At 70.6% G+C, this 25,142-nt stretch carries 21 protein-coding genes and 2 pseudogenes; 10 read left to right on the forward strand and 13 right to left on the reverse strand.

Annotated features, from left to right (window positions below):
- Nucleotides 1-103: 103 nt before the first annotated feature.
- The 3 genes from ACWPN5_RS24800 (at nucleotide 104) to ACWPN5_RS24810 (ending at nucleotide 1,104) form a co-directional block, all read left to right on the forward strand.
- Nucleotides 104-532 (forward strand): Fur family transcriptional regulator, encoded by a 429-nt coding sequence (locus tag ACWPN5_RS24800; protein WP_035677391.1) that lies wholly within the window; start codon nucleotides 104-106, stop codon nucleotides 530-532.
- Nucleotides 532-783: a hypothetical protein gene (locus ACWPN5_RS24805; RefSeq protein ID WP_081863184.1), complete on the forward strand. Its 252-nt coding sequence runs from the start codon at nucleotides 532-534 to the stop codon at nucleotides 781-783. The genes ACWPN5_RS24800 and ACWPN5_RS24805 overlap by 1 nt, the downstream gene beginning before the upstream one ends.
- A 105-nt stretch (nucleotides 784-888) precedes the next feature.
- Nucleotides 889-1,104: a SlyX family protein gene (locus ACWPN5_RS24810; protein WP_145678622.1), complete on the forward strand. Its 216-nt coding sequence runs from the start codon at nucleotides 889-891 to the stop codon at nucleotides 1,102-1,104.
- A 31-nt stretch (nucleotides 1,105-1,135) separates the two neighbouring features.
- On the opposite strand, the gene ACWPN5_RS24815 is transcribed toward ACWPN5_RS24810, so the two are convergent.
- From ACWPN5_RS24815 to paoA, 7 genes and pseudogenes are all read right to left on the reverse strand, one after another.
- Nucleotides 1,136-1,396, reverse strand: coding sequence for a hypothetical protein (locus tag ACWPN5_RS24815; RefSeq protein ID WP_145678623.1), 261 nt, complete (start codon nucleotides 1,394-1,396; stop codon nucleotides 1,136-1,138).
- 156 nt (nucleotides 1,397-1,552) lie between these two features.
- On the reverse strand, nucleotides 1,553-3,238 hold the full coding sequence (locus ACWPN5_RS24820) for a diguanylate cyclase domain-containing protein (RefSeq protein WP_492297934.1): 1,686 nt from the start codon (nucleotides 3,236-3,238) through the stop codon (nucleotides 1,553-1,555).
- 145 nt (nucleotides 3,239-3,383) lie between these two features.
- Complete coding sequence (locus tag ACWPN5_RS24825; protein WP_247888522.1) at nucleotides 3,384-4,118, reverse strand: HNH endonuclease family protein; 735 nt, start codon at nucleotides 4,116-4,118, stop codon at nucleotides 3,384-3,386.
- Between the two features lie 229 nt (nucleotides 4,119-4,347).
- A complete protein-coding gene (locus ACWPN5_RS24830) occupies nucleotides 4,348-5,520 on the reverse strand; it encodes a molybdopterin cofactor-binding domain-containing protein (RefSeq protein WP_492297936.1) in 1,173 nt (390 codons plus the stop codon).
- A 163-nt stretch (nucleotides 5,521-5,683) separates the two neighbouring features.
- Nucleotides 5,684-6,541: pseudogene (locus tag ACWPN5_RS24835) on the reverse strand (molybdopterin cofactor-binding domain-containing protein); the annotation flags it as partial.
- 3 nt (nucleotides 6,542-6,544) lie between these two features.
- Nucleotides 6,545-7,525: an FAD binding domain-containing protein gene (locus tag ACWPN5_RS24840; protein ID WP_492297938.1), complete on the reverse strand. Its 981-nt coding sequence runs from the start codon at nucleotides 7,523-7,525 to the stop codon at nucleotides 6,545-6,547.
- Complete coding sequence (paoA, locus tag ACWPN5_RS24845) at nucleotides 7,491-8,174, reverse strand: aldehyde dehydrogenase iron-sulfur subunit PaoA (protein WP_492297939.1); 684 nt, start codon at nucleotides 8,172-8,174, stop codon at nucleotides 7,491-7,493. Before paoA ends, ACWPN5_RS24840 begins: the two co-directional genes overlap by 35 nt.
- 325 nt (nucleotides 8,175-8,499) lie before the next feature.
- Between paoA and ACWPN5_RS24850 the strand changes: the two genes are divergently transcribed.
- The gene (locus tag ACWPN5_RS24850; RefSeq protein WP_137141501.1) at nucleotides 8,500-9,438 is read left to right on the forward strand and encodes a LysR family transcriptional regulator; all 939 of its coding nucleotides are present in this window, start codon (nucleotides 8,500-8,502) and stop codon (nucleotides 9,436-9,438) included.
- 133 nt (nucleotides 9,439-9,571) lie between these two features.
- On the opposite strand, the gene ACWPN5_RS24855 is transcribed toward ACWPN5_RS24850, so the two are convergent.
- On the reverse strand, nucleotides 9,572-10,141 hold the full coding sequence (locus ACWPN5_RS24855) for a DUF3159 domain-containing protein (RefSeq protein WP_492297941.1): 570 nt from the start codon (nucleotides 10,139-10,141) through the stop codon (nucleotides 9,572-9,574).
- A 404-nt stretch (nucleotides 10,142-10,545) separates the two neighbouring features.
- Here ACWPN5_RS24855 and ACWPN5_RS24860 point away from each other — a divergent pair, with 404 nt between their 5' ends.
- The 5 genes from ACWPN5_RS24860 to ACWPN5_RS24880 all read left to right on the forward strand — a co-directional run bounded on the left by ACWPN5_RS24860 (nucleotide 10,546) and on the right by ACWPN5_RS24880 (nucleotide 16,054).
- Entirely contained in the window at nucleotides 10,546-11,673 is a 1,128-nt protein-coding gene (locus tag ACWPN5_RS24860; RefSeq protein WP_492297943.1) for a CaiB/BaiF CoA transferase family protein, read from the forward strand.
- A gap of 15 nt (nucleotides 11,674-11,688) precedes the next feature.
- Nucleotides 11,689-12,528 (forward strand): HTD2 family dehydratase, encoded by an 840-nt coding sequence (locus tag ACWPN5_RS24865; protein WP_492297944.1) that lies wholly within the window; start codon nucleotides 11,689-11,691, stop codon nucleotides 12,526-12,528.
- A gap of 37 nt (nucleotides 12,529-12,565) precedes the next feature.
- Nucleotides 12,566-13,429, forward strand: a complete 864-nt coding sequence (locus ACWPN5_RS24870) for an HpcH/HpaI aldolase/citrate lyase family protein (protein WP_492297946.1) — start codon at nucleotides 12,566-12,568, stop codon at nucleotides 13,427-13,429.
- 50 nt (nucleotides 13,430-13,479) lie between these two features.
- Entirely contained in the window at nucleotides 13,480-14,643 is a 1,164-nt protein-coding gene (locus ACWPN5_RS24875; protein WP_035676557.1) for an acyl-CoA dehydrogenase family protein, read from the forward strand.
- Between the two features lie 97 nt (nucleotides 14,644-14,740).
- A complete protein-coding gene (locus tag ACWPN5_RS24880) occupies nucleotides 14,741-16,054 on the forward strand; it encodes a tetratricopeptide repeat protein (RefSeq protein WP_492297947.1) in 1,314 nt (437 codons plus the stop codon).
- A gap of 28 nt (nucleotides 16,055-16,082) precedes the next feature.
- On the opposite strand, the gene ACWPN5_RS24885 is transcribed toward ACWPN5_RS24880, so the two are convergent.
- Together ACWPN5_RS24885 and ACWPN5_RS24890 are read right to left on the reverse strand one after the other, a co-directional pair.
- The gene (locus tag ACWPN5_RS24885; protein ID WP_492297949.1) at nucleotides 16,083-17,501 is read right to left on the reverse strand and encodes an O-linked N-acetylglucosamine transferase, SPINDLY family protein; all 1,419 of its coding nucleotides are present in this window, start codon (nucleotides 17,499-17,501) and stop codon (nucleotides 16,083-16,085) included.
- A 109-nt stretch (nucleotides 17,502-17,610) separates the two neighbouring features.
- Nucleotides 17,611-17,997 (reverse strand): annotated as a pseudogene (locus tag ACWPN5_RS24890) (tetratricopeptide repeat protein); the annotation flags it as partial.
- Between the two features lie 313 nt (nucleotides 17,998-18,310).
- Here ACWPN5_RS24890 and ACWPN5_RS24895 point away from each other — a divergent pair.
- Nucleotides 18,311-20,134: a tetratricopeptide repeat protein gene (locus ACWPN5_RS24895; RefSeq protein ID WP_492297951.1), complete on the forward strand. Its 1,824-nt coding sequence runs from the start codon at nucleotides 18,311-18,313 to the stop codon at nucleotides 20,132-20,134.
- A 31-nt stretch (nucleotides 20,135-20,165) separates the two neighbouring features.
- Here the strand turns inward: ACWPN5_RS24895 and ACWPN5_RS24900 are convergent, their stop codons facing one another.
- From ACWPN5_RS24900 to ACWPN5_RS24910, 3 genes are all read right to left on the reverse strand, one after another.
- The gene (locus ACWPN5_RS24900) at nucleotides 20,166-22,082 is read right to left on the reverse strand and encodes a tetratricopeptide repeat protein (RefSeq protein WP_492297953.1); all 1,917 of its coding nucleotides are present in this window, start codon (nucleotides 22,080-22,082) and stop codon (nucleotides 20,166-20,168) included.
- Nucleotides 22,083-22,222: 140 nt separating this feature from the next.
- Nucleotides 22,223-23,299 carry a PA0069 family radical SAM protein gene (locus ACWPN5_RS24905; protein WP_492297955.1) on the reverse strand — a complete coding sequence of 359 codons (1,077 nt, stop codon included), beginning with the start codon at nucleotides 23,297-23,299 and terminating at the stop codon, nucleotides 22,223-22,225.
- A 78-nt stretch (nucleotides 23,300-23,377) separates the two neighbouring features.
- Nucleotides 23,378-25,126 carry a tetratricopeptide repeat protein gene (locus ACWPN5_RS24910; protein ID WP_492297956.1) on the reverse strand — a complete coding sequence of 583 codons (1,749 nt, stop codon included), beginning with the start codon at nucleotides 25,124-25,126 and terminating at the stop codon, nucleotides 23,378-23,380.
- Between the last annotated feature and the right edge of the window lie 16 nt (nucleotides 25,127-25,142).

The raw sequence follows: 25,142 nt of genomic DNA on the forward strand, positions 1-25,142 counted from the left end.
TCTCGCGGAAGACCGTTGTCCTTGCGGGACTCCCTCTCCATCTCTTGAGTCCATGGGTTAGGCATCGGAAAGGACCGGCCCCGTGACCACGCCCGAAGAAGCCCTGCCGTCGCGGCTGGAACGCGCCTGCGCCGAGCGGGGGTTGAAGATGACCGGCCAGCGCCGGATCATCGCCCGCGTCCTGTCGGAAGCCGCCGATCACCCCGATGTGGAGGAGGTCTACCGCCGTGCGGCGGCGATCGACGCCGGGATCAGCCTCGCGACCGTCTACCGCTCGATGCGGCTGTTCGAGGAGATCGGGATCATCCAGCGCCACGATTTCGGCGACGGGCGGGCCCGCTACGAGGAGGCGCGCGGCGACCACCACCATCACCTCATCGACATCGAGACCGGCGAGGTGGTGGAGTTTCAGGACCCGGAGTTGGAGGCGGCCGTCACGCGCATCGCCCGCCATCTCGGTTTCGACATGATCGGGCAGCGGCTGGAGATCTTCGGGCGCCGCATCCAGCGCAAAGGCCCGGAGACGGCCTGATGGCGGCGGAGCGGAGAACCGGGCCGGAGCACGATCCGGCGGAGCGATTTGCCGCCTGCGAGGCGGCGGTGTGCGGCTGTCGCCCGGTGGTGGAGCGTGCCTACCGCGAGCTGGTCGATTGCGGGCGTCCCGACCGCCACGCGCTGGAGGCCGCCACGGTGGTGCTGCGCTGGCATCATCCGGAACTGGATGTGCCGCAGGCGCTCCAGATCGTCGAGCGCTGGGTGATCGCTCCCAGTCGTTTGCACTGATGCCGGCTGCACTGAGGCCGGCTGGATCGGGGATGCATTGAACTTGCCATGGCCTGCGGAGCGGTTCTAAAGCTCTGTCCCTTCCGCGACACCGCAGGGCCATCCATGGACGCCGACGCCGAAAGCCGCCTGACCGAGCTGGAATCCCGCCTCGCCCATCACGAGCGCATGGCCGAGGAGATGTCGGCCGTCCTGTTCGAGCAGGGGCGGACCCTCGACCTCATGACCGCGCAGATGCGCCGCCTGCGCGACCGGATCGCCGAGCTGGAGTCCGGCGTTCCCCGTTCGGCGCAGGACGAGCCGCCCCCGCCCCATTACTGATCTCTCCTGTACCGATCTTTCCTGCCAAGGCTCAGCGCATCTTCCAGCCGCCGCGCGGACCGCACCAATTGAGCTGTGGGCCGGCGGGGGGCTGGCGCGAGCAGTCGGCCTGGGCGCAGCCGCAGGCGGGGAACAGGCAGCGGTCGCCGTTCACGTCGGTGGCCTGCACGGCCAGCTCGTAGCGCGTGCCCCGCATCAACTGCGCGCCCGCCGCGCTGTTGCGCTCGTAATGCTCGACGACGGCGAGCAGACGAAGCATGCGGGCACGCTGTCCCTTGGTGTCGAGGCTCATCTTCCAATCTCCCGCCATGGCCGTCCGAGTCGTGCTCCGATGGACATGAAACGGCAGAAAAGGGCCAAGGCTCCAGCGTGCAACCGCCTTACCCACCGCTGGCCGGGCGCGCGCCGGACGCGGTTCCCCGCTCGGGCGGGGGCTTGGCCGCGGGGCCTAGGACGACGCGTTCCCCGTCGCCTCCGCGGCTATGCCCTGGCTTTCGGCGGGGGCGGGCGGCAGGTCGGCCGTCCAGCGGACGCCGCGGTTGCGGCCGTCCCGCTTGGCCTGATAGAGCGCCTGATCGGCGCGGCGCAGGGTTTCCGCCACGTCGGGCGAATCCTCCGGCCACAGAGCGATGCCGAGGGAGCAGCCGACCCGCACCGCCTCGCCCTGGACGCTGACGGGTTCGTTCACCGCCTCGATGATGCGGCGGGCCAGCCCGTCCAGGTCCGGCGGCTCGGCGCCGGCGCGCTGTGGCAGCACGGCGGCGAACTCGTCGCCGCCCAGCCGGGCCACCACGTCGTCGCCGCGGAAGCAGGCGGCCAGCCGCTCCCCCACCTGGCGCAGCACGAGGTCGCCGGCGTCGTGGCCGAGCCGGTCGTTCACCGGCTTGAAACCGTCCAGATCGAGGTAGAGGAAGGCGGCGGTGCCGTTGCCGGCGGTCGTGGCCTCCACATACTGCTCGAAATAGCGGCGGTTCGGCAGGCCGGTCAGCCGGTCCTGATAGGCGATGTCCTCCAGTCGCACCAGCGCGGCGTCGCGGTGGGTCAGCCCGTCCACCAGATCGCGCAAGGTCGCCGACAGCGAGGTGATTTCGGCGCTGCCGCCCAGCACGGGCATTTCGGCCCCACGCTCGCCGCTGCGGATGCGCTCGGCCGCCCGGGCGATGCGGCGCAGCGGTCGGGTGACCCGCCCGGCGGCCATCCAGCCGAGCGCGCTGAACAGCAGCACCATGGCGCAGCCGGCCAGCACCGTCTCGATCATCTGGGCGGTGGCCGGGGCGTAGGCGACGGCCAGCGGCTGGCGCGCCACGACGCTCCAGCCTAGACCCGGATAGCTCAGGTGGCCCTTGCCGTAGGCGTAGCCGGTCAGATAGCGCTGCCCGTCCGGCCAGCGTTCGACGATCCAGCCGCTCTCGTTCTTCTGCGCGCTGCGCACCGCCGCGATGTCGAGGGGAGTGCCGAGCAGCTCACGGGGGCCGAGCAGCACCGTGCGGTCGGCCGCGACCACGATCAGCTCCAGCTCCGCGCGGCCCCGCATGGTGTCCATCAGGGAGCGGCGGATCTCGCGCGTCCATTCCCAGCTCAGATGCGTGGCCAGCACGCCGACGACCTCGCCCCGCTCGTTGTGCACAGGGGTGGAGATGTCCACAAACTTCATGGCCTCGCCCGTCGGGTTCGGCAACAGGAAGGCCAGCATCACCGCGTCGTGCACGTCGCCGACGAACTGCGTTTTCTGCCCGTTCTGGAAGACCGGGCGCTTGGAAATGTCAACGCCGTCCAGCAGGCCGCCGGTGGCGGCCAGAACCTTGCCCTTGGTGTCGGTCACGCCCATCCAGGAAACGGTCGGGAAGAACTCCTGGAATTGCTCCAGCAGCCAGCGCAGCCGGACCGGGTCGCCCATGGCCGGCGTGATCCCGAGCTTGGCCAGCATGCTGATCTCGCTGGCGCGCGACCACATGGAGCGGTCCAGCCGGTCGGCCATGTTGTGCGCGGCCTCGGCGAGCGAGTGCCCGATCTCGCTCTCGATCCGTTCGCGGGAGCGCAGGCCGGTCAGTGCCGCCAGCACGACGGAGACGCCAAGGACAAGAACGGCGCCGGTCAGAGCCACCGTCGTCCGCAGACCGCGTTCCCTTGCCATGACGCCCGGCCACTCCCCGAAACACCCCGCCGCCGTTCCGTCAGGAAGACCGCCTACGAAGGTTCTATCAACTTCGGCTAGGTTTCAAAAGTGACATTGGCTGCGGACGAGGCATACCGGCGCATGAAATTGTCGGGGAGGCGGGTCAGCGGGCGGGCCGGGCCCCCACGGCGGTGCGCCGGCAATCGGACAGGATGTTGCCGACGGTGACGCGCTCCCGCTCGTCCATGGTCAGCTCCCAGCGCGCCTTCACGGCGATCCAGCCCGCCACATAGGCGCAGATGTACGCTTCGCGCGGCGGCAGCCAGTCCTCCGGCCCTTTCGAGCCCTTGGCGCGGTTGGCCGCCGCCGAGACGGTGACGAGGGTCAGCGGGTCGCTGAGGTCGTTGGCGTAGGCGGCCCGCTTCTCGCGCGGCCAGTCGTAGCCGCCGCTGGCGTAGGTCTCCTCCAGCGGCACCCGGTGATCGATGTCCACCTGCTTCGGCTCGGTGAAGGTCTCGCCGGTGTAGGGATCGTTCCACACGCCGGACAGCACCGAGCAGCCGTTGGCCGACAGTTTCGCCGGTTTGGCGGAGTCGCGGATCAGCACCTGCTCGCGCGTGTTCAGGCACTTGGAATCGATGGTCAGCCAATGCGGCCACTCGTCCCGCACATAGCCGCGGCGACGCTCCTCCGCCACCTGGATGCGGTCGAGCTGGGCGGCGACGGCGGCGTAGTCGATGCTGGCATCGGGGACAGGGCGCGGGATCGGACGCTGGCGCTGGGTCTTCTCCTCGCCGAAGATGGAGTCGAGCGTGCCCGGCGGGACGAGGTGGAAGCGCTCCGCCGCGTAGACCGCGGCCAGCACCAGCAGGACGGCGACCAGCCCGCCCAGCGTCATCGGACGGCCCCTCCGGCTTCCCCGCGGTGCTCCTCCGCCTCTCCGTCGTGCCATGCCTTGCGTCCCTCAGCCTGATGTGCGCCATACGTGGATATGATGGCGGGCGTGTTCTATGGCGCTTGGGGAAACAGGTGCAACGGCGTTGGAGAGGGCGGGGGTCCGTCGAGCGTCACGGACCCTGTGAAAAAGACGCGGCGGAGTTCGGGGCGTGCCCAAACTCCGCCACCCCTCACCCCATGACGGGCAGCCGGTCGAGGAATTTGTCGAGCGTGATCGGGTAGTCTCGCACCCGCAGGCCCGTCGCGTTGTGGACCGCGTTGGCGACCGCGGCGCCCACCCCGCACAGGCCCAGCTCGCCCACCCCCTTGGCCTTCATCGGCGAGGAGATCGGGTCGGTCTCGTCGAGGAAGATCACCTCCTGGTGCGGGATGTCGGCGTGGACCGGCACCTCGTAGCCGGCGAGGTCGTGGTTGACGAAGAAGCCCGTCCGCTTGTCGAGCGCCAGTTCCTCCATCAGTGCGGCGCCGACGCCCATGGTCATGGCGCCGATCACCTGGCTGCGCGCCGACTTCGGGTTCAGGATGCGGCCCGCCGCGCAGACCGCCAGCATCCGCCGCACGCGGATCTCGCCGGTCGCGGCGTCCACCGCGGCCTCCACGTAATGGGCGCCGAAGGTCGACTGCTGGTATTTCTTGTCGAGGTCGCCGTATTCGATGCCGTCCTCGGCCGACAAGCCGTCGGCGCCCGCCGCCTCGGCCAGCGGGACCCTGCGGTTGCCGGCGACGACCTGCCCATCCTCGAACCGCGCGTCGGCGGAGTTGACGCCGAGTTTATGGGCCACCGCCTCGCGCAGCTTCACGCAGGCGGCGTAGACCCCGGCGGTGGCGTTGTTGGCGCCCCATTGCCCGCCCGACCCGGCGGACACCGGGAAGCTCGAATCGCCGAGCCGCACCGCCACCTTGTCCAGCCCAACCCCCATCATCTCGGCCGCGGTCTGGGCGATGATGGTGTAGCTGCCGGTGCCGATGTCGGTCATGTCGGTCTCGACCGTGACGATCCCGCGCTGGTCGAGCCGCACCCGCGCCGCCGACTTGGTCAGCAGGTTGTTGCGGAAGGCCGACGCCACGCCCAGCCCGACCAGCCAGCGCCCGTCGCGCACCTGCCCCGGCTTCGGGTTGCGCTTCGCCCAGCCGAACCGCTCCGCCCCCAGGCGCAGGCATTGCACGAGCTGGCGCTGCGAGAAGGGCCGGTTGGGATCGGCGGGGTCAGTCTGGGTGTCGTTGCGGATGCGGAACTCCACCGGGTCCATGCCCAGCGTCTCCGCCATCTCGTCCATCGCGACCTCCAGCGCCATCATCCCCGACGCCTCGCCCGGCGCGCGCATGGCGTTGCCCTCGGGCAAGTCGAGCGTGGCGATGCGGTTGCCGATCAGCCGGTTCGCCCCGGCGTAGAGCAGCCGAGTTCTGGTCGGACGCCGTCTCCTCCGAGCCGCCGGGCAGGTTGCCCGACCAGCTCTCATGGGCGATGGCGGTGATCGTGCCGTCCGGCGTGGCGCCGATGCGGACGCGCTGGATGGTGGCGGGCCGGTGGGTGGTGTTGTTCATCATCAGCGGCCGCGACAGCCCGACCTTGACCGGCCGCCCGGCCTCCCGCGCGCCCAAAGCCGCCAGCAGCGCGTCGGCGCGCAGGAACAGCTTTCCGCCGAAGCCGCCGCCGATGAAGGGGGAGATGACGCGCACCTTGTCCTTCGGCATCTTCAGCGTCGCCGACAGGTCGGTCACCATCCAGTCGATCATCTGGTTGGAGGTCCAGACGGTCAACCGGTCGCCCTCCCAGGCGGCGATGGTCGCGTGCGGCTCCATCATCGCGTGGCTTTCGTCCGGCGTGGTGTAGGTCTCGTCGAGTTTCACCGGAGCCGCCGCGAAGGCGCCCGCGAAATCACCCACAACGGAATCGCCGTCCTTGGTCTTCTCCGCCTTGTCCTTGACCGCCGCCAGATCATAGGCGCCGTCCGCCGGCGTGTAGTCGATGCGGACCAGACCCGCCGCGGTGCGCGCCTGCTCAAAGGTCTCCGCCACCACCAGGGCGACGGCCTGCTGGTAATGCTCGATTTCCGGCCCGCCGAGCAGGGTCGCGGCGTTGCGCTTGCCCTTGTCGAGGGAGCCGGCGTTCTCCGCCGTGACGATGGCGACGACGCCGGGGGCCTTCCGCGCCGCCTCCAGGTCCATGGACGCGATGCGCCCCTTGGCGATGCCCGAGCCGATGACCCAGCCATAGGCGACGTTTGGCGCCACGTCGTGCCATTCATAGGCGTAGGTGGCTTTTCCCGTCGTCTTCAGCGGCCCGTCGATGCGGTCGGTCGGCTTGCCAACCACCTTGAGCTGGTCGATCGGGTTGGTGGTCGCGGGAGTGTCGAACTTCATGTCTCACCCTTTCGCTTCGGCCAGCACCGAGGCGAGCGTCCGCTCGACCAGGGTCAGCTTGAACGCGTTGTCGTGCGTCGGCTTCGCATCGGCCAGCAGCCCAGCGGTCACCGCCTTGGCGCCGCGCGGCATCTCGGCCTCGGCGGCCTCGACGCGCCACGGCTTGTGGGCCACGCCGCCGACCGCTACCCGGCCGCCGCCGTCGCGCTGCACCACCGCCGCGACGGAGACCAGGGCGAAGGCGTAGGACGCGCGGTCGCGCACCTTGCGGTAGACGTGGGTGCCGCCGACCGGCTTGGGCAGCGTCACCGCGGTGATGAGTTCGCCGGGCACCAGCGCCGTTTCGATGTGCGGCGTGTCGCCGGGCAGCCGGTGGAACTCCGCGATGGGGATTTTCCGTGTCGTCCCGTCGGCCCGCACCGTCTCCACCGTGGCGTCCAGCGCGCGCATGGCGACGGCCATGTCGCTGGGGTGGGTGGCGATGCAGGCGTCGCTCGACCCGACCACGGCGAGTTGCCGGCTGTAGCCGCCAATGGCGGCGCAGCCGCTGCCGGGCTGGCGTTTGTTGCAGGGCTGGTTGGTGTCGTAGAAGTAGGGGCAGCGCGTGCGCTGGAGCAGGTTGCCCGCCGTCGTCGCCTTGTTGCGCAGCTGGCCCGACGCCCCGGCGAGCAGCGCCCGCGACAGCACGCCGTAGTCGCGCCGCACCCGCGGGTCGGCAGCGAGATCCGTGTTGCGCACCAGCGCGCCGATGCGCAGCCCGCCGTCCGGTGTCGCTTCCAGCGTGTCGAGCTTCAGCCCGTTGACGTCGATCAGATGGGCCGGCGTCTCGATCTCCAGCTTCATCAGGTCGAGCAGGTTGGTGCCGCCCGCGATGAACTTGGCGCCCGGCCGGCGCTCGACGGCGGCCGCGGCGGCGGCGGGGAGTCCGCCCGCTCGTAGGTGAAGGGTCTCATGCCTCCCTCCGTGCGACGTCCGAGATCGCATCGACGATGTTGGAATAAGCGCCGCAGCGACAGATGTTGCCGCTCATCCGCTCGCGGTACTCGTCCGCGGTGGCCTGGGGCGCGGCGTTGAGGTCGGCGGTGACGTGGCTGGGCACGCCGGCCTTGATCTCGTCCAGCATCGCCACCGCCGAACAGATCTGGCCCGGCGTGCAATAGCCGCACTGGTAGCCGTCATGCTCCACGAAGGCGGCCTGCATGGGGTGCAGCTTGCCGGGCAGGCCCAGCCCCTCGATGGTGGTGACGTCGCCACCCTCGTGCATCACGGCGAGCGACAGGCAGGAATTGATCCGCTGCCCGTCCACGATGACCGTGCAGGCGCCGCACTGGCCGTGATCGCAGCCCTTCTTGGTGCCGGTGAGGTGCAGATGCTCGCGCAGCGCGTCGAGCAGCGTCGTCCGCGTGTCGAGTTCGAGGTCGCGGCGCTGCCCGTTCACGGTGAAGGTCACCTTGGACAGGACGGGCGACAGGGACGGCGCGTCGGCTCCGGTGGCGGGGGGTGGCATGGCGGTCTCTCCAACGGTGGCTGCCTGCGCCGGCGCCCGGAACGGCGCCGCCGTCAGCGCGGCGGTGGCGGCGGTCCCAAGCAGGAGGCCGCGCCGCGTCATGTCGAGGTCGCCGGAATGGTGCATCGGTAAAATCCTCTTCCCTTCCTGGCTGTGATCCCGGCGCCCCCCTTGGGTTGGGGCGGGGCTGGGCGCGGGCGTGCGGACGGCTCATCCGTCTGTGCGGATGGGGAAAAGCTAGGCCGTGCCGCTGCGGGGATTACCCGCCGCCACCCGATAAGGCTTATGAAGCGGATCAATGGAACGGAGCGGCCCCGCGGATGGTTGAACCGGGTTTGCCCGGCGCTTCCTCATCCACCCGCCTTGATCCGCTTGCGGCGCACCGACATGATTGCGCGACGCCGGGGCTCATCGCTCCTGCGGGCAAAGGGTCGGCAAAGGAAGGTGAGCGTTGGATCTGCGTCAGTTGCGGTATTTCATCGGCATCGTCGATGAAGGCTCCTTCACGGCCGCGGCTCAGAAGCTGAACGTCGCCCAACCGGCCCTCAGCCACAACATCCGCAACCTGGAGGCGGGCCTCGGGGTCAAGCTGCTGACCCGCGGCGTCCATGGGGTCAAGCCGACCGCCGCCGGCACCCGGCTGTACGAGCATGCGGAGATCATCCTGCGCCACGTTGCCCAGGCGACCGAGCAGGTGCGCAACTGCTCGGGCACGCCGAGCGGGCTGGTGACCGTGGGCTTCACCTCCTCGGTGGCGCTGGTGGCGGCGGTGCCCCTGGTGCAGGCGGTCCGCGCCGAGTTGCCGCAGGTGTCGCTGCGGGTGGTCGAGTCCTTCAGCGGGACGATCCTGGAATGGCTGAACGACGACCGGCTGGACTTCGGCTGCATCTACGACGTGACGCGGTCGCGCACCCTGCTGGCCGAATCGCTGGTGCGCGAGGACCTCTACCTGATCGGGCCGCCGGGCGGTGGGGACGGCGCCATCGCCTTCGACGAGCTGGCCGGCAAGGATCTGATCCTGCCGAGCCGCCCGCACAATCTGCGCGACCGCATCGAACGGGTGGCGCGGGAGACCTGCACGATCGTCACCGTGGCGGTGGAGATCAACGGGCTCCCGCAGATCAAGACGCTGGTCGCCAAGGGAGTGGGGTACTCGGTCCTGCCGATTTCGGCGGTGATGGAGGAATGGCGGGCGGGTCAGGTCTCCGCCCGGCTGATCGTGTCGCCGTCGCTGCGCCGCTCGGTCCATCTCTGCCGACCCCGCGGCGCCCCGGTGACCGAGGCCGCGGCGGCGGTGCGGGAGACCTTCCTGCGGGTGGTGCGCGATCTGGTCGGCGGCGGCGACTGGCCCGGCACCCTGCTTTTGGACGAGGAAGCGGCGGCGTCCTAAAGCGAACTCCGTTCGCTTTAGACTCACATTGCCTCACTTGCCGGCGGGCTTCGGCCGCATGTGCGGCCGGGACCGCCGTCGCGATCCAAAGCTGATTGCAATCCGCTTTAGCGCACGGCCGAAGACATAGGATTCACACCGTGCCGGCAGCGGACCGCCGACGCTCCGGGTACCAGGATGTGAATTTGATCGCGCCGACGAGCGCCAGCACGGTCGCGACGATGCCGAAACGGGGCGGCAGATCGGGCCGGTAGAGCAGGACGAGGTCCGCGATCACCAGCACGAGGAACGCCAGAGCCCACACGCCCGTGATCACGTAATTGGTGTGGATGAAGCGCGGGCTGTCCCAGAATTCATGGGCAACCTGCTCCCGCGCGTACTGCAGCGTAAAGGGACGCCGCAGCGCGATGGAGATCAGCACGATCAGCAGAAGCCCGGCATCGACGAGCAGCCGGACCCCCATGACGGCCCCCCCCATGATGGACTGGGTCGGTCCGCCGGCCACGGCGTAGAGCGCCAACCCACCGAACAGCAGCACCGTGCCGACTTCAAGGATCTTCGGTGTCTTGCCGGGGCTCATCCAGTCGCGCAGCAACAGGGTGGCTGAAACGAGGGCACCGGCGATGAGTCCCTCCACCGGCCCGACCAGACGGTCGAGGACGGCGAAGGCGATGAAGGGCGCGAAGGCCAGGAGAATTCCCATCACGTCTCCTTTCCAGCCGAGGGGTCGGCCCATCGGAAGGCTGCGGACGCTGAACGAGACACGCCGTCGAGGCTGAACCGTCGCAACGACGACGGCAAGGGGGCTGCCCGCATAGGTGGATGGGAATTGCGAGTATGACCGCTGCAATCAGACGGCTGGAGCACCGCCTTATTAAAAGGTTCTGGGGGCCGGTCGATTTTGGCGGGGATGTCCTCAACCTTGGCGGCAAAGGCCGGATCGTTGGATCGCTCGACGGTGCGCCGGCGATGGGGCTGACGGCGATCGGCCTCATAGCGCTTCGTTATGCGATGCATGCTCCATCTGTATTGGATCGGGGCCGGTCCGGCTGTTTACCATCCCGGTCACGGACAATCGGCCCTGGCTTGCAGCGGAGGCTTCGCGGAATGACTTACCCTCTGGCTGGACTTCTGGTCGTGTCGCTGGAGCAGGCGGTGGCGGCGCCGCTCTGCACGTCGCGTCTCGCCGACGCCGGGGCGCGGGTCATCAAGATCGAACGGCCGGAGGGCGACTTCGCCCGCGGCTACGACGCCGTGGTCCACGGGCAAAGCTCCTATTTCGTCTGGCTAAACCGCGGCAAGGAGTCGGTCGTCCTCGACATCAAGAAGCCCGAGGATGCCGAACTGCTGGAGCGGCTGATCGCACGCGCCGACGTCTTCGTGCAGAATCTGGCGCCGGGCGCGGCGGAGCGGGCCGGTTTCGGCTCGGACGCGCTGCGCCGCCGCCATCCCCGGCTGATCACCTGCGACATCTCCGGCTACGGCGACAACGGCCCCTACCGCGACATGAAGGCCTACGACCTGCTGGTGCAGAGCGAGACCGGGCTGGCCTCCATCACCGGGTCGCCGGACCAGCCGGGGCGCGTCGGTGTGTCGGTGGCCGACATCGCCTGTGGCATGAACGCATACACCGGTGTCCTCCAGGCGCTGCTGGAGCGCGAGCGCAGCGGCGAGGGGTCGGCGGTGGCCGTGTCCCTGTTCGATTCGCTGGCGGAGTGGATGATGGTGCCGCTGATGCACCACGACCATGGCGGCAAGGCGCCGGGACGGGTCGGGCTGATGCACCCGAGCATCGCCCCCTATTCCGCCTTCGCCCTGGCCGACGGTCGGCAGGTGGTGCTGTCGATCCAGAACGAGCGCGAATGGGTGGCCTTCTGCGCCGACGTTCTGCTGCGGCCGGAGCTGGCCACCGACGAGCGCTTCGCGACCAACAACCGCCGCGTCGCCAACCGGCCGGAACTAGACGGTCTTGTCGCCGCCATCTTCCAGACCATGGACCACGCCGAGGCGGTGCGCCGCCTGAACCGCGCGCGCACCGCCTTCGGCTCGCTGAACGAGGTGGCCGACCTGTCCATCCACGCGCAGCTGCGCCGCGTGACCGCCGAGACGCCGGGCGGACCGGTCGAGGTGGTGGCGCCGCCGGTGCAGGTGCGCGGCCGACCCTACGCTTCCGGCGCCGTTCCGGCGCTGGGCCAACACACCGACGCCGTCCGGCGTGAAATCTTCAAACAATAAGGGGGGAGCATGAGCATGGACCATTTGCGTGATTGGATCGGCCGGTCGGAAAGCGCCGAGGACGCCGCGGCGCCGGCGGCGCTGACGGGATTGGCGGCGATGCTCGACCACGACAACCCGCCCTGGCCGGCGGGCGAGGTGCCGCCGCTGGGGCATTGGCTGTATTTCCTGCCCAAGGCTCTGCAGCGCGACATCGCCGAGGACGGCCACCCGCACAAGGGCGGCTTCCTGCCGCCGGTGGAACTGCCCCGCCGCATGTGGGCCGGCGACACCCTGACCTTCCACCGCCCCATCCACAGCGGCGAGGCGATCACCCGCCGCTCGACCATCGAGGAGGTCACCCCCAAGGAAGGCCGGTCGGGCCGGATGGTCTTCGTGAAGGTCCGACACGAGATCAGCACCGCCGCCGGCGTCGCCATCACCGAATTCCACGACATCGTCTACCGCGAGGCCGCGAAGCCCGGCGACGCCCCCGTCCCCGGCGAGCGTCCGGCGGGCGAGGCGGTGTGGCAGCGGCGCATCCAGCCCGATCCGGTGCTGCTGTTCCGTTACTCGGCCCTGACCTTCAACGGCCACCGCATCCATTACGACCGCGACTATTGCCGCGACGTCGAGGGCTATCCGGGGCTGGTGTTCCACGGCCCGCTCAGCGCGACCATGCTGATGGACCTGTTCCTGCGCGAAAATCCGGGGGCGCGGGTGACCGGCTTCCGCTTCCGGGCGAAGCGGCCGCTGTTCGATATCCATCCGCTGACCCTGTGCGGTGCTCCGACCGCCACCGGCGCCACGCTGTGGGTGACCGACCACGAGGGCTTCGTCGCCATGTCCGCCGAGCTGGAGGCCGAACGGTCATGACGGCGGCAACCTGCGACACGGTTGGAGGAAGTGTCTGATGTCCCTGCCGTACCGATCCTATCTCTTCGTCCCCGCCGACAACGCGAAGCTGCTGGAAAAGGCCCACCAGCGCGGGGCGGACGCCCTCATCCTCGATCTTGAGGACGCGGTCCTGCCCGCCGGCAAGCCGGAGGCCCGCCGCGGTCTCCCCGCGCCGATCGACCGGCTGCACGGGCTGGGCGTGCCGGCGCTGGTGCGGATCAACAGCGGCTGGCGCGACGCCGTCGCCGATCTGGAGGCCGCGGTCCGTCCCGGCGTGGCCGCCCTGGTGGTGCCCAAGGCCGAGGATGCCGGGGCGCTGCGCGTCCTCTCCGCCATGATCGCGGAGTGGGAGGCGGAGCGCGGCCTGACGCCGGGCGCCATCGGCCTTGTCGCCCTCATCGAAAGTCCGCTGGGGCTGGAGCGGCTGACCGACATCGCCGCCGTCCCGCGCGTGGCGGCGCTGGCGCTCGGCAGCGAAGATTTCGCCCTGACGCTGGGGGTGGAGCCGACCGAGGCGCTGCTCGCCCTGCCGTGCCGCCAGATCGCGCTGGCCGCCGCCGCCCATGGTCTCGCGGCGATCGGCCTGCCGGGTTCGCTGGCCGAGTTCCGCGACCTCGACGCCTACCGCGCCATGGTGGCGCAGGCGCGGGCCGTCGGGATGACCGGCGCGCTGTGCATCCACCCGGCCCAGCTGCCCGTCGTCCGCGACGTCTTCGCCCCCTCCGCCGCCGACGTGGCCTGGGCCGGGCGGGTGGTCGCGGCGTGGGACGAGGCCCAGGCGACGGGGCGCGGCGCCGTGCAGGTGGACGGGCGCATGGTCGACCGCCCGGTCGCCGAGCGGGCGAAGGCCATCCTGGCGCGCAGCGCCCCCACGGCCTGAAACCCAAAGCCTGAAACACGGCAACAATCAATAAAGCAGGGTGACGAGACATGAAGACCAGCATCGGTCAGGGCTTCGACGAGATCCGCGACGCCGTGCGCGCGCTCTGCGCCGAATTCCCCAGCGAGTACCATCGCCGCATCGACGAGGAGCGCGGCTATCCCGAGGAATTCGTGGACGCGCTGACCAAGGCTGGCTGGATGGCCGCCCTGATTCCGGAGGAATACGGCGGCTCGGGCCTCGGCCTGACCGAAGCCTCCGTCATCATGGAGGAGATCAACCGCTCGGGCGGCAACTCCGGTGCCTGCCACGGCCAGATGTACAACATGAACACGCTGGTCCGGCACGGCTCGGAGGAGCAGCGCCGCCGCTACCTGCCGAAGATCGCGGCGGGCGAGTTGCGCCTCCAGTCGATGGGCGTCACCGAGCCGACCACCGGCACCGACACCACCCGCATCAAGACCCGCGCGGAGAAGAAGGGCGACCGCTACGTCATCAACGGGCAGAAGGTGTGGATCTCCCGCGTCCAGCATTCCGACCTGATGATCCTGCTCGCCCGCACCACGCCGCTCGATCAGGTGCGCAAGAAGTCGGAGGGCATGTCGATCTTCATCGTCGACATCAAGGAGGCGATGCAGAAGGGCATGACGGTCCAGCCCATCCGCAACATGGTCAACCATGAGACCAACGAGCTGTTCTTCGACAATCTGGAAATCCCCGCGGAGAACCTGATCGGCGAGGAAGGGCAGGGCTTCAAGTACATCCTGACCGGCCTCAACGCCGAACGGGTGCTGATCGCGGCGGAATGCATCGGCGACGGCTACTGGTTCATCGACAAGGTCTGCGACTACACCCGCGACCGTCAGGTGTTCGGCCGCCCGATCGCCCAGAACCAGGGCGTGCAGTTCCCCATCGCCGAGAGCTTCATCGAGGTGGAGGCCGCCAACCTGATGCGCTTCGAGGCCTGCCGCCTCTACGACGCCGGAGAGCCCTGCGGTGCGCAGGCCAACATGGCGAAGTACCTCGCCGCCAAGGCCTCGTGGGAGGCGGCGAACGCCTGCCTGCAGTTCCATGGTGGCTTCGGCTTCGCCAGCGAGTACGACGTGGAGCGCAAGTTCCGCGAGACCCGGCTGTATCAGGTGGCGCCCGTCTCCACCAACCTGATCCTGGCCTACGTCGCCGAGCACGTCCTGGACCTGCCGAAGTCCTACTGACCGGCCGCGGCGCGCGGTTGACAGCCGCGCGCTCAACCGGGCCTATGCTACGCAGTGTGGCCTCACCCCTTGGCCACGGCGCGCCAGGGAGCCGAGGATGGACCACGCACAGGCCACGACCACGCTGGAGGCCACCCTCGCGGCCAATCCGCGTGACGGTGTCGCCTGGAGCACGCTCGGCCATTTCCTCCGCCGCGCGGGAAAGCTGGAGGGCGCCATCGCCTGCCACCGGCGGGGGCTGGAGGTCGCTCCGGCCACCGCCAGCATCTGGAGCAACCTCGGCAACGCCCTGGCGGAGGCCGGTCGCTTCGACGAGGCGCTGGCCGCGCACGCGGAGGCGCTCCGCCTCGAACCGGACGTTCCGGCCTTCCTCTTCAACAACGCCGTGGCGTTGCGCAAGGCGGGACGCTTCAAGGACACGCTCGCGATGATCGGGCGGGCGGAGGCGGGCGGGACCCGCACGGCCGAGCTGCGGTGGGAGCGGGCGCTGACCCGCCTCCAGATCGGCGATTACGTCCACGGTTTCACGGATTACGAGGCCCGTCACGGGCTGGCCTCCTATCATGGCCGGCCGGCGTCGGACCGCGCCTGGAACGGCGGCCCGCTGGACGGGCGCACGCTGTTCCTGTCCACCGAGCAGGGGTTCGGCGACGCCATCCTGGCGGCGCGCTACGTGCCGCTGGTCACGGCGCAGCGCGGCCGGGTGCTGTACGAATGCCATCCGGAGCTGCGCCGGGTCCTTTCGGGATTGGGAGCCGTCGCCGTCCTGCCGCCGGGGGAGCCGCCGCCGGCCTTCGACGTCGAGGCGTCGCAGATGAGCCTGCCCGGGCTGTTCGGCACCACGCTGGCCTCGATCCCGCCGCCGGTGACCCTGGCCGTTCCGGACTCGTCCCGCGAAAAGGCCGCCCGGCGGCTCGGGGCGCGCGCGCCCGGCACGCTGCGCGTCGGGATCGTGTGGTCGGGGCGGGTGACCTTCGCCGACAACAGCCGGCGGGCCACCAGCCTCGCCCGCTTCCTGCGCTTCGCCGAGGTTCCCGGCGTCCGGCTCTACAGCCTTCAGAAAGGCCCGCCCGAAGCCGAACTCGCCGACAGCGGCGTCGCCGGTCATCTGGTGACTCCGCTCGGCCCCGACCTGGACGATTTCGCCGACACGGCGGCGATGCTGGAGCAGCTCGACCTCGTCATCATGACCGACAGTTCGGTGGCCCACCTCGCCGGGTCCCTCGGCACGCCGGTCTGGAACCTCGTGCAGCACGTCCCCTACTGGGTCTACGGCTTTGCCGGCGAGCGCACCCCCTGGTACCCGACGATGCGCCTGTTCCGCCAGGGCCCCGACCAGGACTGGGACCCGGTGTTCGTCCGGGCGGCGGACGCTCTGCGCGACGAGGTCCGCCGCCGCACCGGCCGGTGACGGGGCCAGTCGGTGAAAAGGCCCGCGCTCAGCGTTCCGGAGGCGCCCCCTCCGCGTCACGCGCCAGCCAGGACCGCCACATCGCGCGGTAGGCCGCCTCGACCGACGCCGCGAAGCCGCGGTGGTCGTTGAGCGCCGAGCCCTCCATCCGCTCCCTCATGCCGCCGCGCAGCGCAACCAGCCGCGCCGTGTCGCCGGCCAGGGCGACGGCCGTTTCGACATAGCCGGCCTCGTCCGTGGCGATCAGCCCGGCCAGCCCGCAGTGGGTGAGCAGGCTGGCGCCGACCCGCGCGACGTGGTGGCCGCCGGCCAGCGTGATCACCGGCACCCCCATCCACAGCGCCTCGCAGGTCGTGGTGGTCCCGTTGTACGGGAACGGGTCGAGGCCGATGTCGATCCGGCCATAGGCCCGCAGATGGTCGTCGATGGCGCCCGTCGGGGGAAGCAGGTCGACGCGGCCGGGGTCCACCCCGTGGCCGGCAAAGCGCTGGAGATAGCGTTCGCGCGTCGGCGGGTCGTCGAAGGCGCGGCTCTTGAGGATCAGGCGGGCCGACGGCACGCGCGTCAGGATGGCCGACCAGACCCGCACCACCTCCGGCGTCACCTTGGCGGCGTTGTTGAACGACCCGAAGGTCACGAAGCCGTTGGCCAGCGCCGGAGGTTCCTCGCCCGCGGCGGCGGCGCGCAAGGGCTGGAAGGCGAGAAAGCCCCTGGGCAGGCGGACCAGCCGCTCGGCGTGCCAGGAGTCGGTCGGGCCCGGCGGATCGGCGACCGCGTCGGTCAGGCGGTGGTCGATCGCCGGCATGCCGGTGGTGTCGGGATAGCCCAGCCACGCGACCTGGACCGGGGCCGGCTTGCGGGCGAACAGCAGCGGTCGGGCGCGCGCCGTGTGGCCGGCCAGATCGACCAGGATGTCGATGCGGTCGCGCCCGACCAGCGCGGCGGCCGCCGCGTCGTCCAGGGCCTCCAGCGACCGCCAGCCGTCGGCCAGACTCATCAGGCGGTCGGTCACCGCGTCGTGATGGTCCGAGGTGGCGTAGCAGACGATCTCGACCGCGCCGCGGTCGTGCGTGCGCAGCAGCGGTTCGATGAAATGGGCGCAGGCATGGGCGCGGAAATCGGGCGAGACGTAGCCCACCCGCAACCGGCGGTCCGGGGCGCGGTCGTTGGCGAACCGCCGGTCCCGCGGCATCAGCGGCCGGGCGTGCCGTTCGTTCCAGTGCGCGTGGGCGCGGGCGACGACCTCGGGCGGCACCCAGGGCGTGTAATGCAGGGCGAGCAGCAGGTTGGAGTGCAGCAGGGCCAGATCGGGAAAACGCTCGGTCCCGTCCTGGAAGGTCGCGATGGCCTCGGCGATCCGCCCCTGCTCCTTCAGCGCCTCGCCGAGGTTGACGACGGGTTGCGGCAGGTCGGGCTGCGCCCGGATCGCCGCCCGGTAGCCGTCCACGGCGCGGCTCGAACTCCCCGCGGTCCCGGAACAGGTCGGCCATGTTGCTGTGCGCCCCGCCCATGCCGGGCTTCAGCCGCACCGCCCGGCGGTAGGCGGTGAGCGCCCGGTCGGGCTGGCCGGTGGACTTCAGGAGGTTGCCGGCGTTGAACCAGGCGTCGGTGTAGTCCGGGCTCAGCGACAGCGCCACGCGCACCGTCGCCAGCGCTTCCGCCGTCCGGTCGAGGTCGGTCAGCGCGCAGGACAGGTTGCTGCGGATCGGCGCGTCGTCCGGCAGCGCCGCGACGGCTAGGCGGTAGCAGGCGGCGGCCTCCTCATTCCGGCCCATGCCGCGCAGAAGGATAGCCAGATTGTTGTTGGCGTGGGCGTGTCCGGGATCGTCGCGCAGGATCGCCCGGTAAGCCGTCTCGGCGGCGTCGAGCCGGCCGGCCTGATGATGGGCCAGGGCGGCGGCGAAGCTCCGCGCCTCCGCCGCCTCCGCGACGTCAACCGTCATGCCGCACCCCGCGAAACGGACGGGCCGCCGGGCATCGGGAGCCGCGGGCAACGACCGGGATCAAGCCCTCGACGATCGCGGCTGTCTCGGCACGCCCCCATCCTCACCCTTTCCCGTCGCTGTCCGGCAGCGGGCGATTTCGCCCTTCGGGAAGGTGCGACAACTGCGCGGCGCGTTCCAGCGGAATCGAGCGGCCGGCCCCGCGGCGCGCGCTGTGGATCGGCGTCCGCGTTCTGCTATTCTGCCGTCCCAGGCCGGGGCTCGGCCGGCGCGCGGCCGGCTCCTCCGGAACGCATCGACACAGCACGGACGCATGGCCTTCCCGACCAAAGCCACCCTTGATCGACCCGATCCGGCCGCGCTCGTCGCGGCGGGGCTCGCCCATCACGGGGCCGGTCGGCTGGCCGAAGCGGAAGGCGCCTACCGGCGGGTGCTCGCCGACCATCCCCGTCATCCCGGCGCCCTGCATCTGCTGGGTGCGCTGGCGCTTCAGGCCGGCCGGGCGGGCGAGGCCGTGGAGTGGATGAGGCAGGCCATCCGCTCCGCCCCCGACAACGCGGCCGGCTTCTCCAACCTCGCCAGCGCGCTGCGCCGCCTCGGCCGGCGCGACGAGGCCGTGGCCTGCTGCCGGCGCGCCCTGGTGCTGGACGCCGGCTCCGCCGACGCGCTCAACAACGTCGCGAACGTGCTGTCGGACCAGGGCCGGCACGGTGACGCCGCGACCGCGCTGCGCCGGCTGCTGCGCCTCAAGCCCCAACTGACCGACCAGCGGCTTCTGCTCGCGCAGGCGCTCATCCTGGACGGCCGCGCCGAGGCGGCGATCGAGGAGCTGATGGTCCTCCTCGGCAGGACGCCGTCTTCGGTCGCCGCCTACGCCAACCTGGGCATGGCCCACCGCCGTCTCGGCCGGGCCGAGGAGGCGGTGCGCTACTACCGCTGCGCGCTCGGCTTCGCGCCGGGTGATCCCGGCGTCCTCAACAATCTCGGCGTCACGCTCCAGGATCTCGGGCGGCTCGACGAGGCGGTGGCCTGCTTCCGGCAATCCATCGCGATGCAGCCGGACGCCGCGCACACCCATCTCAACCTCGGGCTGGCGGCCCGCGACCTGATGCGGATCGACGAGATGATCGCCCTGACGCGGTCCGCGGTCCGGCTCGACCCCGCCCTGGCGGAGGCGCACACCGCGCTGAGCTTCGCGCTTCTCATCAAGGGCGAGTTGGAGGAGGGGTTCGCCGAGTATGAATGGCGCTCGCGCATGGCCGACTTCCCGTCGCCCCGGCGCAGCTTCGCCTCACCCCCCTGGGACGGCTCCGACCTCACCGGCCGGACCCTGCTGGTCCATGACGAGCAGGGGGTGGGCGACACCATCATGTTCGCCCGCTTCGCCCCGCAGCTCCAGGCGCGGGGTGTGCGCGTCGTCATCGAGTGCAACAGCCAGCTCGTCCGTCTGCTCTCCGCCATGCCGGGCATCGAGGGCGTGGTCAGCCGGTTCGACCCGCCGCCGCCGCACGACACGCACGACGCCCTGGCCAGCCTGCCGCACCGGCTCGGCACCATGCTCTACACGATTCCCGCCGACACCCCCTATCTGCGCGCCGAGCCGGAGCTGGTGACACGCTGGGCGACGCGCCTGGGGTCGCCGGGTCCGCGCACGGGGCCGCGGGAGAGGCTTCGGGTGGGGCTGGTGTGGGCGGGAAACCCCGGCTTCAAGGCCGACCGCATCCGTTCGCCGCGCCTGAAGGCGTTCCTTCCACTGCTGGACGTTCCGGGCGTCGAGGTCTTCGGCCTGCAGAAGGGGGCGGGACGGCAGGACCTGGAGACCTGCGGGCCGCTGCCGCCGTCCTTCACCGACCTCGGCGATGAGATTTCGGACTTCGCCGACACCGCGGCGATCATGGAAAACCTCGACCTCGTCATCAGCTCCTGCACGGGGCCGGCCCATTTGGCCGGAGCGCTCGGCCGCCCGGTCTGGACGGTGCTGCCCTTCGCCCCCGACTGGCGCTGGCTGGACCAGGGGATGTGCACGCCGTGGTACCCGACCATGCGCCTGTTCCGCCAGGACCGGCGCGGCGACTGGGCGCCCGTCGTCGGCCGCGTCCGCGCCGCTCTACAGGCCCTCGCGCGGTCCCGCCCGTAACCCGTCGCGCAAGGGCGTCAGGGCGTAAACATCAAGGAGTCCAGGGTTCGAAGGGCCGGATGCGGCGGGCAGCGACGTCCGGCTCGACGAACAGGCGGGCGCGGGTGTTGAGTCGGGCGGCAAGGACGCTGAAGCCGCTGGCGGCGCTGGTGCCGACCACGTCGGCGTTCATCAGCACGTGGAAGTCCTGGAGGAAGTCCAGCCCAACCCATTCCTCCACGACGTCGGCCCGGGTCAGGGGGTGGAACTCCGCGAAGGCGTGCCGGACCGCCGGGACGTCGTCGCTGGCCAGATAGAGCACCGGCCGGTCGAGACGCGGCCACCAGTCGCGCAGCCAGTCGACGTACCAGGCGGTCTCGGTGATCGGGTAGTTGGACGTCACGAAGTCGCCGCGCCGGATGTGGAGCGCGACCACCGTGTTCCCCGCCGCCCGCAACCGCTCGACCGCCGGGGCGAGTTGCGGGTCCCAGACCCGGCGCGGCCTCAGCCAGGACTGGACCCGCTGCCGGTAGTCCCGCTTGTGCTCGAACAGGAACAGGGGCGAGAGGATGTCGCGGTTGGCGATCGGCGCCCGTTCCGTGGCGCCGCTGACCAGATCGTTGAGGGTGCGGCGGGCGAACAGCAGCGGCGGCAGCGGACCGCTCTGCGGCGGATCGTTCAGCTCGAAGAAGGCGCCGCCCACCCAGTCGGGAGTTTCCAGCACGAAGCCGTGCTTCTCGGCGTAGAGCCGGACCAGGATGTATTCCAGGACGGTGTGGGCGAAGCGGCCCCGGGTGGCCAGGGACGAGGAGGTCACGCGCGGTGGCCGGTGCCCGCCGTCCGCCCCCACGGAGGCCGGGCGGACCAGCTGAAGCCCCTGATCGGCCAGGGTCGCGCGCAAGGCGGCGAGCGACTTCACGGTGAAGAACCAGCCGTTGTCCCCGCGAACCGCCGCCAGCCGGTCGCGGGCGGTCCCGGGGGCGCCGTCCCGCAGGTCGAGCGCGGCGAGCGCGGTCAGGCATTCCCCGCGATAGGTCACGCCGCTGAGCGGCGCCGAGGCCAGCCGGGTGAAGAACGCCCGCCCCTCGGCCAGCCGGTTGCCGCGCAGGAAGAGGTTGCTCAGCAGCTCGATGCTGAGGGAGACATCGACGCCGGGGATCGGCAGGCTTGCGATCAATTCGCCTTCGGCCTCGGCCAGCCGGCCCAGATCGCTCAGCACCGTCGCCACCCGCAGATGGGCGAGCCCGAGCCCAAGCCGCGCCGACCGCCGGTAGGCGTTCAGCGCCCGTTGCGGATCGCCGTGGGCGTACAGGGCGTTGCCGACATTGTACCAGTAATCCGGGCTGGCCGGGCTGAGCGCCAGCGCGCGCCGCAGGCTGGCCCGTGCCGCATCGTCGCCGCCGCGTTCGAGCAGGGTGTTGCCCAGATTCATGTGGGCGGGCGCCAGATCGGCCTTGACCGCGATGGCGCGGACCAAGCTGTCCACCGCCTCGTCGAGTTGGCCGGCGCGACGGAAAACCACCCCCAGATCGTGATGGACCTCGGCCAGACCGGGATCGAGGCGGGCGGCACGGCGCAGCGCTTGAACGGCTTGCGGCGTACCGGCATCGCCCTTTGCCTGGAAAGCGTCGCCGAGGTTGCGCCAAGCCTGCGGGTGGGCCGGATCGAAGAGGGTCAGCCGCCGCCAGTCGGCCATGGCCCCCGCGGAATCGCCGGCCTTGTCCAGCATGATCGCCCGGTTGGCGCGCGCCTCGATCCAGCCGGGATTGAGCCGGAGCGCCCGCCCGATCAGGGGCAGGCCCGCGGCCGGCCAGCCGGTCTGCCACGCGGCCATGCCGAGCAGATACACGGCGTTGGGGTTCGCCGGGTCGGCTTCCATGATGCGGCGATAGAGAACCGCCGCCTCGGAAACGCGGCCGGCGCGATGATCGGCGAAGGCCTTGGCCAAGATTTCACCGATCGTGGCCATTACCCTCTCCCTCAATCTTCGAACCGCAACCCGGATTATCGACCCCCTTGCGGGCGTGTTCAGGCGGCCGAAGGTAGCCCAGCCACGGCCGGCCGATCAACTCGGAGCGGGCCGGATGGCTCCTGTGCAGGACGGAACGGTCAAAACATCGTCAACTGCTCGCCCCGCGCCGGAGGGGGCTTGAAGTCGGCGCAATTGAGGGCGGCGTCGCGGGCGTTGAGGCCGAGGCGCCGGCAGGCCAGCTTGAACCGCTTCGACAGCAGCTCCGCCACCGGGCCGGAGCCCTTCATGCGGCTGCCGAACTGCGATTGGTACAAGTTTCCCTCGCGGCACTGGCGGATCAGGCTGAGCACCCGTTCGGCGCGGTTGGGCGCGTGCTCGCGCAGCCACTCCTCGAACAGGTCTTTGATCTCCAGCGGCAGGCGCAGCAGGATGTAGTTGGCCTGCGTCGCCCCGGCCTCCGCCGCCGCGGTCAGGATGGCTTCCATCTCATGGTCGGTGAGCCCCGGGATCATCGGGCTGGCCAGCACCGCCACCGGCACGCCGGCCGCCGTCAGCTCACGCATGGCGGCGAGGCGCCGGGCGGGCGTGCTGGCCCGCGGCTCCATCCGGCGGGCGAGGTCGCGGTCGAGCGTGGTGACCGACAGCGCGACGTTGACCAGCCCCTTGGCCGCCATCGGCGCCAGGATGTCGAGGTCGCGCAGGACCAGCGCCGACTTGGTGATGATCATCACCGGCTGGTTGAAGTCGCGGCAGACCTCCAGCACGGCGCGGGTGATGCGCTGCTCCCGCTCGACGGGCTGGTAGGGATCGGTGTTGGCGCCGAGCGCCAGCGGCTGGCAGTGGTAGGACTTGGCCCTCAGCTCCGCCGCCAGAAGCTCCGCCACACGGGCCTTGCGGAAAATCTTCGTCTCGAAATCCAGCCCCGGCGACAGGCCGAGATAGGCGTGGGTCGGCCGGGCGAAGCAATAGATGCAGGCGTGCTCGCAGCCCCGGTAGGGGTTCACCGACCGTTCGAAGATCACGTCGGGCGACGTGTTCTTTGACAGGACCGAGCGGGCGGTGTCGTCGAAGACCTGGGTCGGGACGGTCTCCGTCACCGCCTCGTTCCCGCCCCAGCCGTCGTCGGCCAGCACCCGCGTCTCCCGCTCGTAGCGGGAGGCCATGTTGCTGATCGCCCCCCGTCCTTTCAATGCTTGCCGCGGTATCTCGTCCATGGGGACAGGATAGCCGCGGCAAGAGGGAACGTAAAGGGAACAATGGCCCGTTGTCCGGGGTGGCGGCCGGGTCGGGCCTTACGGAGCCTTCGGCGGCGCCGCCTCGGCGGCCTTGGGGTCCACCAGTCCCTTGTCCAGCTTGGCCCGGATGTCCTCCTTCTGCGGCTCCTCCTCCGCGGTGCGGAGCGCGCGGGTCCATTGGAAGCGGGCCTCGTTGCGGCGCCCGACGCGCCAATACGCGTCGCCCAGATGGTCGTTGATGGTGGAGTCGGTCGGCTTCAGCTCCACCGCGCGCTCCAGCTTTTCCACCGCCCCTTCGAAATCGCCGGTGCGGTAGAGCGCCCAACCGAGGCTGTCGACGATGTAGCCGTCCTTGGGGCGCAGGGCGACGGCCTTCTCGATCATCTTTTTGGCCTCCTCCAGGTTCAGCCCGCGGTCGACGTAGCTGTAGCCCAGATAGTTCAGCAGGAAGGCCTCGTCCGGCTTCAGCGCCAGCGCCGCCCGCAGGTCGCGCTCGGCGTCCGGCCAGCGGTCCACCTTGTCGTAGGACATGGCGCGGGCGTAGAGCACCGCCCAATGCCGCTCCTCCGGCGTGCCGATGCGCTCCAGCGCCTTGCTGTAGCTGTCGGCGGCCTCGCCGTAGCGCTTGGCGACGCGGTACAGGTCGCCCAGCCGAATCAGCGCGTCGGTCCGCTCGGGACGCTCGGCGGACAGCGCGGAGAAGGCGGCGATGGCGTCGTCGGTGCGCTCCAGCCGGGCGAGGCTCTCGGCGGCGCGCAGCCGGGCGGTCCAGCCCAGCACCGGGTCGGTCTCCAGCGCCTGGAACTCGACCAGCGCGTCGCTGTGGTGGTCGCGGTTCTCCATGATGTCGCCGATCATCAGCCGCGCCAGTGACAGGTCGGGACGCAGATGCAGGGCGATCCGCCCGAACAGCAGGGCGGTCTCCTCTGCCCCCTCGTGGTGGATGGCGCTGCCCAGGTCGAACAGGGCCTCCGCCAGCCCCTGCTTGGCGTCGGACACCACCGGGGCGGCGGTCTTGCCCTCGTCCAGCGCCTTCAGCGCCGGCTCGACCATCAGGCTGTCGGGGTTGCCGGCGCGGAAGGACTCGTAGAGCTTGCGGGCCTCGTCCTTGCGGCCGGTGCGCTCGTAGAAGCTGCCGACGATCTGGATGACGCGCAGCGGCGCCTCCTTATCGAGCACGCGGGCGAAGCGCTCCGCGGCGGCGTCCTTGCGCCCGCCCAGCTCCAGCACCAGACCGGCGTGCAGGTCATGCAGGGCGGCGAAGCCGCTGGCGGCGGACAGCGGCTCCAGCGCCTTCAGCGCCGCGTCGGTCTTGCCCTCCGCGGCGGCCAGCCAGGCGTCGATCAGCGGGCCGATGTATTTCGCCATGCCTTCCTTGGGCATGCGCGCGGCCATGGCCTTGGCCTCCTTCAGCTTGCCGCGGGCCAGATTGTCCGAGGCCAGCAGGGCGATGGCCATCTGCGGGTCGTTGTCCTGCTCCAGCAGCCGCTTGGCGAGGTCGATGGCGGCGTCGAACTGCCCCTCGCCCAGCTTCAGCAGGTAGGTGCGGCGCAGCAGCGTCAGGTCGCCGGGGTCGGCGGACAGGGCGTGCGCCATGAACAGGGCGGCGGCTGCCCAATCGTCCTGGCGCTGGGCGAAGCGCCCGGCCAGATAGCTGCCGGTCGCCGAGGTCAGCGACGGGCGCTCCGTCGTTGCCGGGGCCGCGGCGGCGGCGTGGCCGGCCGGCAGGAGGCCCGCCGAGGAGAGGAGCAGGGCGCCAAACGCCGTCCGACCAAATCGGGCCCGCACAAATCGGAATGTCATCATGCCGCGTCCACCTGCA

Source organism: Azospirillum sp. UENF 211521 (assembly GCF_058780535.1).